Consider the following 10,558-nt stretch of genomic DNA (forward strand, 5'->3'; position numbering starts at 1 on the left):
CGCTGAAAATGCCGGCCTTTGAATGGGTTCATGTGCAGCTCCATCAGCAAAAGGGGATGATAAGTTTATCACCACCGACTATTTGCAACAGTGCCTGTGAGACTAATATGGCATTACTGGGATATGCAAGAGTATCAACCAGCCATCAGAAGCTAACTGTGCAGATCACGGAGCTGAAATCTGTCGGTGTCAGAGATGACAGAATTTTTACTGATATAATGTCAGGAGCTACGGACGAACGTGAAGGCTTACAACGGCTGCTTGCCCGTGCGGAAAAAGACGACATCATCATTTGTACAAAGATGGACCGGCTTGGTCGCAATACCGCAGACATGATCCACATTGTGGATGCGTGTTATAAAAAGGGGATTGCCATTCGTTTTCTGGAGAATGGGCTAAGTACGGAAGGCACTATGGGAAAAATGGTGATCCAAATTTTGGCCGCTGTAGCAGAAGCGGAACGTGAACGTATTCTGGAACGTACCAACGATGGCAGAATTGCAGCTATGGCTGCGGGCGTTAAATTTGGTCGTAAACCACATAAAAAATCTGAAATTGCACGGGAATTAATCCATCAGAACCAGTCTGTAAGCTTTGTCATGGAAAGAACCGGAATTTCCCGGGCGACTTATTTTAGACTAAAAAAACACACTTGCCTTGCATAACTAATGGACATAAATCATGAAGATTGATTACCCTCATTTATATGAAATTACAAATGAGCGTTCAGTAAAAAACCAAAAATATTTCTTAAATGGCATAAGGGCAGAATATGCATTATTGATATTTATCGCTGTAAATAGCTCTCTATCTTACATGGAAAAATACAGTGTAAATTTAGTGTTATTTGTTCTGCTAATAATGTTATTACTTGTCAGGAACATTATAAACTTCGAACAAAAATGGTACAAATATAGAGCGGTTACCGAATCAATAAAGACAACAACATGGAAATTCGCAATGAAAGCGGAACCATTTAATGGCTCTGAAGAGATAAATGATGCTAAGCAATATATTGGTTACATAAGGAATATTATTAAAGATAGCAAGTATGCTATTAAGACAGAAACGCTAAAAAACCTTGAAGGGGATACGTTTAGTATTTGTTTAAAAAGCATTAGAGAAATGAATTATGAGCAAAGAAGAGATTTATATGTGGAACAACGGATTGAAGAACAACGAACATGGTATGCAAAAAAATCGGTATTCAACAAAAGATTAGGGAGAGCATGGGCTGTAGCTATACTGATTTTCTATATTCTATCTCTTACTATGACGGCACTCCTTGCCGAAGATCTGGTCCAAGCCGCATCGCTACCAACAGAACTGATTACAACCATCATTTCTGCTCTGATTGGCTGGGTGCAAATTAAGAAATACAATGAGCTTTCAGCATCATATGCCCTTACAGCACATGAAATTGGGCTGGTAAAAGAACAATCGTATTATATTTCTGGTGAAAAAGATTTTTTAGATTTCATTCGAGATGCTGAAACCGCTTTCTCACGTGAACATACACAATGGCAAGCAAGACGAGTTGCATAAATTGAATATGATAAAGGGAGCGTTAAAGCTCCCTTTAAAATTATCTAGCGTGTCGACGAATGGCATCAACAATGCTTTCTGTACTCCATCTAACCTGTTCGACAGATCTATTAGCTACAATCTGAGAAACTCTCGAAGCTCCGTGGGGAATAACGCCAATAACAGGAATTCCATTTCTAATAGCTGTGTCCATTTCCCACTCCATCCAGGTACTATGACTTGCATAGATTCCTGCAATGGCAAGTAGCACATTGCTGTTACGAATTTTTTCGCCAAGAACTCTTTTGATGTAATCAGCATTAATTGAATTAATTGGGACATCTTTGCTAACTTCTGAAAACTCGGCCCTAAAATAGGGTCTTGAATTTAGTAGGTTACGCAATCTTAGTAATTCGTCGTGACTCCCCCACGAATGACTAATAAAAATATTTAGGTCTCTTGCCATAAATCCCCACAAATTAGTTATTTATTCGACCATGATAGTGGGGGCAATCCTTTGGTTTTCAAGGGTAAAAGTTAAAGAAAACAATAACAACAAAAAGGTTTCTCTACTTAATGCTGTAAAAACAATAAGTTATCTTATTGTCGTATTTTTTTCATCATTGGACCTCAAACCTCGGAAAGAAGAGGCGAGTTGGTAGCTTGGAAGAAGATAAACCATGGGAAATTATAAATATAAGCAGAAGTAAAGCAAGAGGTATAAGCCCTTGCCTTATGTTAATTAGCAGTCTTTGATGGCTGATATAATTGATGGTGTATACCATCCAACAATAATTTTCGCATTGTCTGTGACAACTTGAGGCGTTCGTTGTGAACCATGCGGTTTAATCCCAATAACTGGTATGTTATTAGCAACTGCTGTTTCAATTTCCCATTTCATCCAATCACTATGTGCTGTGTACATTCCTGCTACAACAATAAACACATCTGATGCGGATATTCTCGCCTTCAGTACTCGCTTGATGTATTTTTCATCTTCTGAGTTTATAGGCGCATCTACAGTTACTTCTTCATAAGATGCCACAAGCCCATCTTCCTTGTTTAATAAATTCTTTAGATTTATCAACGAATCATTGTAATCCCAACAATGGCTAATAAAAATGCTGTATGTTTTACTCACTTCATCAATCCTTCTTTATTTTGTTTTCTTCAAATGTATTAAAATCCCATGAGTTGTCGCAGAGTGATTTAAACTTACTACTGTATAAATCCTCTTTTTCTTTTAACTCTAGATATGATGCTGACTTTGCTGCTGTTGCGTAAACCCATTTTACATCACTTCGTTCATTGAAGTTAGTTGACTCTATGATCCCCTCAGTGATTTCAAGTACGGACTTGAACGTTTTTTCTGCAAGAATCTCATTAAATACGATGTCTTTATCATTTGCAGTTTCTGTATTCTTTAGCTGTTTAGACTTCTCAAAGTAGCAAAGCGCTAAATTTTCACCGTTATAGTAATCTTTTTTTATTGTATATCCACGGTTATAGAATGAAATTGCTTTGTTTAGGAACGTGATATCTTTAGTGTCCATCCATATGTATTTATTTATGGCACCCGCCATTCCTGTTGTTTCTGGGTCGTTACTGGTTTCAGGAGATAAGTCTGATAAAATAACCATTGCATCCATACAACTCATCACTCTGCTTTTTGATTCTATTTTTTCCTTGTATGTACAGAGTGTTAGTCTTTGAATTAAGTATTCATCTCTAGGTCTTATTTCTAGCGCTTTTTGATAGAGTTCCTTTGCATTTGAAAAATCCCCAAACTTCAACTTTTCTTCTGCGCTATTAAAAATATATCCCCATTCCTTTTCTGCTTCATCTGAATCCTTTACGATTTCTTTTATTTCTTGTGCCGTTAGTGTCGGAGTGTTTAAATCTGGCAGGTAAGTATAGACTGGGCTATCTATACGTGTTTCATTTAATGCCGACTCCATTAATGATTTCAGCTGCCCTTTTATTCTTCTCGCTTCGGAACAACCGATATCATCACCAAGATGTTCATACTGTAAGGTTGCAATGTGATTTAAGTCGAAGTGTAGCACTGCCGACTTTTCAGACATTATGATGGTCGTTCCTTTTTTTAGTGCGTGCCTTACGCCTAGTTCATATATAGCATTTGCGTTACTTGTTGATATATCTGCAACAACAATATCAGCAGAAAGTAGCAATTTATACATTTCCACATCAATAATCCCAGACTGCATTATTTCGTCAGCCCTGACACACTTGATGCCTAGTTCTTCTGCCGCTGGTTTTATTATCTCATTGTACGTGGCATCTAGGTTTAAGAGCTTACCTGACCGGAAATCAGTTTTTTTCCCGAAACCCATAACCACAAAGCACAACAAACTTAATTTTTTTTTACTCAATCACATCACCCTTTTATTTTTTCCATAGTGGTTTGAAGGCCAACGGTATGAAAACGTTCGGTTTCTTACGCAAAAACGGCGTAGCAGGGTTAATTCAGGTAGTTACTGACACCTTTCTGCTAAAAAAGCCTTGGCGTAGGATCTTTTCCCTTTTCCAAGCGGCCTCCTAAATCCGCACAAATTAGTTATTTATTCGACCATGATAGTGGGGCAATCCTTTATTTTTCAAGGGGAAAAATTAAAAAACATTAACAACAGAAAGGTTTCTGATTTTTTTAAATAAAAACAGCAGGTTATCTTCTTATCGTGGTTTTTTACATCATTGGACCTCAAACCCCTAAATCAAATGATGAGTATGTGCAGGGATTAATCGACGAGCTGGACAGGAACGGGATTTCTATTTCTTCAAATGCTACTCCATGCCCGGTCTGTAACAACGGTTTCCTGCGTAAGCGCAAGGGGCAAAATGGCTTCTTCTGGGGCTGTTCTTCCTATCCTGTATGTAAAACATCATTTCCTGATAGCGATGGGAAACCAGCGACTGAGAAGAAAACAACTGAAGGCGCGATTGACCGTCTGAATGTACCCTGCCCTTCCTGCAATAAAGAAATACTTGTACGCCCTAAAGGATTCTTCTGTACTGGGTGTGGTTTCAAGCTTTGGTCGGAAATTGCTGGTAAAAAAATAACCAACGCTCAGGCAGAAACGTTGATCAAAAAGGGTAAAACAGGTTCGCTCAAAGGGTTTACTAGCACTAAAACCGGAAAAAAATTTGACGCTACCTTAGTTTTACAGGATAAAAACACTGGAAAAATTGGTTTCGAGTTTGCTAAAAAGTAAGGGTATTAACTATGAGTGACAATGATAACTTTGAATTAGTGCGAAAACTGCTTTTGAATATCCGATCGGTACGTGTTTTTGCGCGTGATACTCACTTTGAACAACTTCTTGAAATGCAGGAAAAGCTTAATGCGGTTATTGAAGAGCGCCGTGAAGAAGCTGAGCAGGAAGCCAAAGAGCGAGAAGAACGTGAAAGAAAGCGTCTAGAATTGCTTCAGTTGATCGCAGGTGAAGGTTTCTCCGCTGAAGAACTGCTAGGATTAAGCGAAGGGGCACCGAAAAAACAAAAAAACAAACTTCCGAAAGCACCGCCAAAATATCAGTTTGAAGAAAATGGCGTAGTGAAATATTGGTCTGGTCGCGGTCGTGCGCCTAAACCAATTGATGCAGCCCTTAAAGCTGGTCAGAAGCTTGAGGATTTTCTCATCGAGAAAGACCAATCCGGCACAGAACAAGCATAATAATCTTTTAAAGCCCCACGCTTAAGCTTGGGGCTTTTTGATTTATGATACAGGAGGAGTTATGAGCCTTACCTTGCCACTTATGTACTTTAAAACAGGAAGCGATCTTAGCCAGATAACGCATTATGAAGTGAACTACCCGGATGATTTTGTAAAACAAGCATGGGAACAGCCAGAAATAAACCTCTTTATTGTTTGTGTAGCAACAAAGAAAGGCGCGGTTCGGGAGATCAAGGGAGGCATGGCCGTATTTACTAGCATACCTGCCAGTAATGGGCTTGAGCTATCCAGGGCTCTTGATGACGTTCTTAGAAAATCTAATGAACTCCGCTCGCTCGCAGGTCAGAAAAATAACGCCTTTCTTCCGGCAAAAGTTGGTCTTGCTGGCGACCCCCCTACAGAACAAGAGTTGCTTAGTCTTTTTTATCAGCAGTGCCTGAAGCATGGATCATGGGGTAGTGCCTGATAAACAGGTAACGCTACGTGAAATCTGAGGCGCTCACGGGCACTGTTGCAAATAGTCGGTGGTGATAAACTTATCATCCCCTTTTGCTGATGGAGCTGCACATGAACCCATTCAAAGGCCGGCATTTTCAGCGTGACATCATTCTGTGGGCCGTACGCTGGTACTGCAAATAGGGGTCAGTTTGGATATAGAGAATTATTGTACGGTAAGCCTGTTTTTTGAACAGGCTTACCTGTAGCAATAGGGTGTACTCCCGCGCTATACAGCGTTTTCAGGGGATTTTGTCTTAATCGGATAACCTAAATGCGATACAGCAAGAGCGACAACCTAAAAGCGATAGCCACTGACGATAAATCAATCACTTACGTATCCTAATTGGTTAAATAATGTGCTTAACGTACAAAAATTTCCGATCTCCAAACTGACCCCTTATTTGTCTCCTGCAACACCACGGGGTTGCTATAACCAGCGACGAACCCGTTGGGTATAGCGTTCCCATTCCAACCCGAAACGTTTTCGAAGCTGTACCTCTTCAACATGGATATGTAATCTGGCTACTACAAACATAAACAACGGTACAGCAAGTATCCCCACCAGGCTGCCAAAGCAGAGAGCAACGGATAACTGGAGCCCGCTCATTCCAAGGTAAATAGGGTTTCGACTCCATGCGTAACAACCGACAGTTACCAGCTTGGTGGTTCTATCCGGATGAAGCGGATTAAGCGTCGTGCCGTTCGTGCTCATCTGCCAAGCGGTGTGCAGTATCATGGTAATACAAACACCGGTCAGCAACACGCTTAGCACTATATTCACGATGTCGAAGGTAAAACGCGGGATTGCAGTCAACACATCAGTGACGAAAAACAGCAATAAGATGAGTGGGGGCGGAAACCATACTCTCAATCGAGTCACGAAGTTACGCATTACACAGACCTATCTCTGAACTAAGCAGCCTGATGGCTGCAAAATGAAAATCCAGTCCTTGCCATTCCTATAGTGACCATGAATCTGACATTATATGCCTGATCTGAAAAGTTATTTTTTTCATAACTGTCCTTATAACGGTGCGGGGTCAGTCCACACCTCTGTTCAGGTGAACAAATTCAGCAGACCACTTCACTGTTAAACCTGTGGCGATTCAGGGTGCCATGTGTATGGCACCTCATCTCTTATTTACTTATTGACTCCGTTACCGCCTGCCAGGTTATAAAGCCACCACTCAGATTATATGTCCTGAAGCCGTGGGCCTGAAGAATACGGTATGCCACATGCCCGCGCAGGCCACTCTGGCACCCTATAAAAATCTCTTTATCTTTAGGCACTTTTTCAAGATTCTCCCGCAGGGAATCCAGTGGAATGGATAGCGCGTCAGGATATTCGCCAAATTGTTTCAGTTCTGCAGGAGAGCGAATATCAAGTAAACAATAACTGCCCGGTACCCGTTGTAACACATCGCGGACATGACAGATGACCGTATCTCCCTTGATGACATTTGCCGCCACCATTCCAGCCTGGTTAACAACGTCCCTTGCACTGTTAAAAGGAGGAGCATAAGTCAGCTCCAGATGCTCAAGATCGTTGACGGTAAGTCCCGCACGCTGTGCGACAGCCAGGACATCGATGCGTTTATCAACCCCTTTTTTCCCTGACGCCTGGGCCCCGAGAATTTTGCCAGTATCGGGGCTGAACAGCAGTTTAAGACTGATCATCGTTGCCCCCGGGTAGTAACCGGCATGATCAGCAGCATGGACGTAAACCTTCTCGTATCGGGTGCCGTGGGCTTTCAGTTGCTTTTCATTCGCACCGACGCTGCCAATACTCAGCGAAAATACCTTACAAATGGATGTCCCCTGACTGCCATGGTAAAGGCTGTGGTGATCAAGCATGTTATCAGCAGCAATGCGTCCCTGGCGGTTGGCGGGCCCAGCCAGAGGAATATTAGCGGGTTCCTGAAAAACAAGGTCAGGTGTTTCAACTGCATCCCCCACGGCGTAGATGTCAGGGATACTGGTCTGCATACAAGCATTGACACATATGCCTCCACGTTTACCCACTTCGAGCCCGGCTAATGTGGCAAGGCTGTTCTCAGGTTTTACCCCGATGGCGAGAATAACCATGTCGGTCTGCACAAAGCCACCGTCAGACAGTGCAACGCGGAATCCCGTTTCTGTCCGCAGTACCTCGGTGAGTGCCGTTCTGAGACGCAGATCCACGCCATGATTCCGGATTTCCTGATGCAGGACTGATGCCATTTCAGGATCAACCGGAGCCATAACCTGTTCCCCCATCTCCAGCAGAGTGACACGGATCCCCCGTTCGCTCAGAGCCTCCATCACTTCAAGTCCGATGAACCCCCCCCCGACAAGCGTGGTGTGAGCGACGTTATGTTGCTCAATCCACGCCAGGATAGCATCCATGTCAGTAAGATTTCGGAGCGTAAAGACTCCCTCTTGCTGTAGCCCGGGCAAAGGAGGGACAACCGGCGCGGCTCCGGTACTGAGGAGCAGACGATCCCATACTTCGGTATGGATCTCGCCTGAGATCAAATTATTAACTGTTACAGTTTTATTAACCGGATCCACTGACGTCACTTCATGGCAGGTACGGACGTCTATGTTAAAGCGGGATTTAAAATCCTCCGGAGTCTTAAGAATAAGTGACTGCCGTAAGGGAATATTTCCGCCTATATGATAAGGCAATCCACAGTTGGCGAAAGAGACATCGCTTCCCCGTTCAAACACAACAATACTGACATCCTCTGACAACCGGCGAGCCCTGGCTGCAGCGGATGCGCCACCGGCAACACCACCAACTATCACTATTTTCATTACATCCTCTCTGTTCACTCGGGGCAAAATGCCTGCCAGATATAATTAGTTACCCGGGTCAGCTGGACGCTGCAGACCTGGCGAACACGGTGGCAAAATTATGCCACTATCATTATACTAAAATATATTATATAAAAACACATAATATGAGAAATCATCAATGCAAATGAATGAAGACACAAAACGTCAGACTGATATGAAAAATGCGGCCCTGAGGGCAGCGGATGTTTTACGGGGACTAGCCAACAGCGACCGGTTGCTGTTGATGTGCCAGTTAAGCCAGGGAGAAGCGAATGTGTCCGAACTCGAAGCGGCGGTCGGGATTACTCAGCCGACGTTGTCTCAGCAGCTTGGCGTCATGCGCCGCCTGAAGCTGGTTGAGACCCGACGGGCTGGTAAAATGGTATATTACCGTATCGGGGATAACCGGATCATGACGTTGTTAAATACCTTATATACTCTTTACTGTCCGCAGGCCGGGACAGGTAAAGGAAACCATAACAACGAATAATATGATTCTGCTTTCTCTGCAAACCGTTTTATCAGTGGATCATAAACTTGTTGAGGCTATGAAGTGCCTGGACGAAACTGTAACGGGAAAACGACAGTGATTCGGATATACCCGCCGGCAATCCCTTTCCGGACTGTTTAATCACTTGCCCGCTCACAGGTTTACTGGTTGATTTATCGGTTTTTATACTATTCCGGTCAGATAAAAGAGCCACAGGCACGCAGTGATACTGCTGCGTCAGAAATGGCCTGTGGCTGACAAACTGTTTATCTCTGCTGCTACCGGGTGACATCATTCAAGCAGGCTACGCAACATCCAGGCGGTTTTCTCATGCAACTGGATACGTTGTGTAAGCAGATCCGCAGTGGCTTCATCATTCCCACTATTAACGATCGGGAATAAAGAGCGTGCGGTTTTAACCACGGTCTCCTGGCCCTGGACAAGATTTTCAATCATGTTTTTTGCTGCCGGAATATCCTTGTCTTCATTAACCGCAGTTAAACGTGAAAATTCATGATATGTGCCGGGCGCGAAACATCCGAGCGAGCGTATACGTTCAGCAATATCATCAACGGCGGTGGCCAACTCATTGTATTGATTTTCAAACATTAAATGTAAGCTATTAAACATGGGGCCAGTTACATTCCAGTGATAGTAATGTGTTTTTATATACAGGGTATAGGTGTCAGCAAGAAGCCGGGACAGACCGTCTGCAATCTCCACCCGGGATGATTCAGCAATACCAATATCAATGATTTGTTTACTCATAACTACCTCTTACACGGTTTCAGTGGAATATACGATATGCGATTATTCTTTCCGGTCTGAGCAAAACACGCCTCAAATTTTTATAATAACCAGGTACACCTGTCGTCTGTCACACTAGCGATGCGCCAGAGCAATATCCTGCGACGGAACAATGAATTTCGCCGTGGCACGTGCCACTGTCTGCTGTCCTTTTGTCAGCCATGCTTCAAGCAGGTAAATCCCCCTGCGTTGCCCAAGCAGTCTGGCACATACCATCAGTTTGTCTCCGGTACAAACGGGTGAAATGAATCTTACCGTCAGTTCAGCCGTCAGGGCTTGCACACCCTGCATGAACAAACAATGAGTCATTGCTGCATCCAGCAGGGTACTCGTCATTCCGCCATGTAAAAGACCCGTATACCCCTGATGCCTGTGATTGGCCGTGTAGTCCGCACATACAGAGCCATCCGGGTGCTCTGAAAACATTAAGTTCACCGTATCAGGGTTGTTGTCGCGGGAACTACAGACCATACAACAGGTATGGGCCTTTCTGGCATCAAGATAACAATTCATCTGTTTCTGCTCAGCGTCCGGTTGTACTGACGGGAGGCATCCGGAATTCAGTCAGCTGAGGGGCTCCCCCGGCATCATTACTGCCTCCTCCACACATTCCGGCTCCTGGTTTATACACAATACGGGTCTGATAAAAATCACCGCCCGTGATGAAATAAACTCATGAATGGCAACAGCGCCCGTTTCCGTGATGATGCTGACGCCCACCCTGGCAC

Annotated in this window: 13 protein-coding genes and 1 pseudogene; 7 read left to right on the top strand and 7 right to left on the bottom strand. The window is 43.5% G+C overall.

Annotation, left to right across the window (positions count from 1 at the left end):
- The first annotated feature begins 107 nt into the window (after positions 1–107).
- Both LZP96_RS23285 and LZP96_RS23290 read left to right on the top strand, forming a co-directional pair.
- A complete protein-coding gene (locus LZP96_RS23285; protein ID WP_040115241.1) occupies positions 108–665 on the top strand; it encodes a recombinase family protein in 558 nt (185 codons plus the stop codon).
- A 16-nt stretch (positions 666–681) separates the two neighbouring features.
- Positions 682–1,545: a DUF4231 domain-containing protein gene (locus LZP96_RS23290; RefSeq protein WP_040115243.1), complete on the top strand. Its 864-nt coding sequence runs from the start codon at positions 682–684 to the stop codon at positions 1,543–1,545.
- 40 nt (positions 1,546–1,585) lie between these two features.
- Here the strand turns inward: LZP96_RS23290 and LZP96_RS23295 are convergent, their stop codons facing one another.
- The 3 genes from LZP96_RS23295 to LZP96_RS23305 all read right to left on the bottom strand — a co-directional run bounded on the left by LZP96_RS23295 (position 1,586) and on the right by LZP96_RS23305 (position 3,878).
- Positions 1,586–1,990, bottom strand: a complete 405-nt coding sequence (locus LZP96_RS23295; RefSeq protein WP_043495618.1) for a TIR domain-containing protein — start codon at positions 1,988–1,990, stop codon at positions 1,586–1,588.
- A 276-nt stretch (positions 1,991–2,266) separates the two neighbouring features.
- Complete coding sequence (locus tag LZP96_RS23300; RefSeq protein WP_043495620.1) at positions 2,267–2,665, bottom strand: TIR domain-containing protein; 399 nt, start codon at positions 2,663–2,665, stop codon at positions 2,267–2,269.
- A gap of 4 nt (positions 2,666–2,669) precedes the next feature.
- Complete coding sequence (locus LZP96_RS23305; protein WP_045284274.1) at positions 2,670–3,878, bottom strand: TRAFs-binding domain-containing protein; 1,209 nt, start codon at positions 3,876–3,878, stop codon at positions 2,670–2,672.
- Positions 3,879–4,223: 345 nt separating this feature from the next.
- On the opposite strand from LZP96_RS23305, the gene LZP96_RS23310 reads away from it, so the two are divergent.
- The 4 genes and pseudogenes from LZP96_RS23310 to LZP96_RS23325 form a co-directional block, all read left to right on the top strand.
- Positions 4,224–4,757, top strand: a complete 534-nt coding sequence (locus LZP96_RS23310) for a topoisomerase C-terminal repeat-containing protein (protein ID WP_247831445.1) — start codon at positions 4,224–4,226, stop codon at positions 4,755–4,757.
- An 11-nt stretch (positions 4,758–4,768) separates the two neighbouring features.
- On the top strand, positions 4,769–5,218 hold the full coding sequence (locus LZP96_RS23315) for an H-NS family histone-like protein (protein WP_040115250.1): 450 nt from the start codon (positions 4,769–4,771) through the stop codon (positions 5,216–5,218).
- Positions 5,219–5,279: 61 nt separating this feature from the next.
- Positions 5,280–5,684, top strand: a complete 405-nt coding sequence (locus LZP96_RS23320) for a hypothetical protein (protein ID WP_040115252.1) — start codon at positions 5,280–5,282, stop codon at positions 5,682–5,684.
- Positions 5,685–5,785: 101 nt separating this feature from the next.
- Positions 5,786–5,854, top strand: a pseudogene (locus LZP96_RS23325) (IS6 family transposase); the annotation flags it as partial.
- Between the two features lie 289 nt (positions 5,855–6,143).
- Here LZP96_RS23325 and LZP96_RS23330 read toward each other — a convergent pair.
- Complete coding sequence (locus LZP96_RS23330; protein ID WP_001243598.1) at positions 6,144–6,608, bottom strand: methyltransferase family protein; 465 nt, start codon at positions 6,606–6,608, stop codon at positions 6,144–6,146.
- A gap of 245 nt (positions 6,609–6,853) precedes the next feature.
- Entirely contained in the window at positions 6,854–8,512 is a 1,659-nt protein-coding gene (locus LZP96_RS23335; protein ID WP_040115255.1) for an FAD-dependent oxidoreductase, read from the bottom strand.
- A 160-nt stretch (positions 8,513–8,672) separates the two neighbouring features.
- Between LZP96_RS23335 and LZP96_RS23340 the strand changes: the two genes are divergently transcribed.
- Positions 8,673–9,023 (top strand): ArsR/SmtB family transcription factor, encoded by a 351-nt coding sequence (locus LZP96_RS23340; protein WP_040115257.1) that lies wholly within the window; start codon positions 8,673–8,675, stop codon positions 9,021–9,023.
- Between the two features lie 291 nt (positions 9,024–9,314).
- Here LZP96_RS23340 and LZP96_RS23345 read toward each other — a convergent pair whose 3' ends face one another.
- Positions 9,315–9,791 (bottom strand): Dps family protein, encoded by a 477-nt coding sequence (locus LZP96_RS23345; protein ID WP_072259269.1) that lies wholly within the window; start codon positions 9,789–9,791, stop codon positions 9,315–9,317.
- A 114-nt stretch (positions 9,792–9,905) separates the two neighbouring features.
- Complete coding sequence (locus tag LZP96_RS23350; RefSeq protein ID WP_016241611.1) at positions 9,906–10,343, bottom strand: PaaI family thioesterase; 438 nt, start codon at positions 10,341–10,343, stop codon at positions 9,906–9,908.
- Positions 10,344–10,558 lie beyond the last annotated feature (215 nt).

It is taken from the genome of Huaxiibacter chinensis (assembly GCF_022171985.1).
In the GTDB taxonomy this organism is placed as follows: Bacteria; Pseudomonadota; Gammaproteobacteria; order Enterobacterales; family Enterobacteriaceae; genus Enterobacter; species Enterobacter chinensis_A.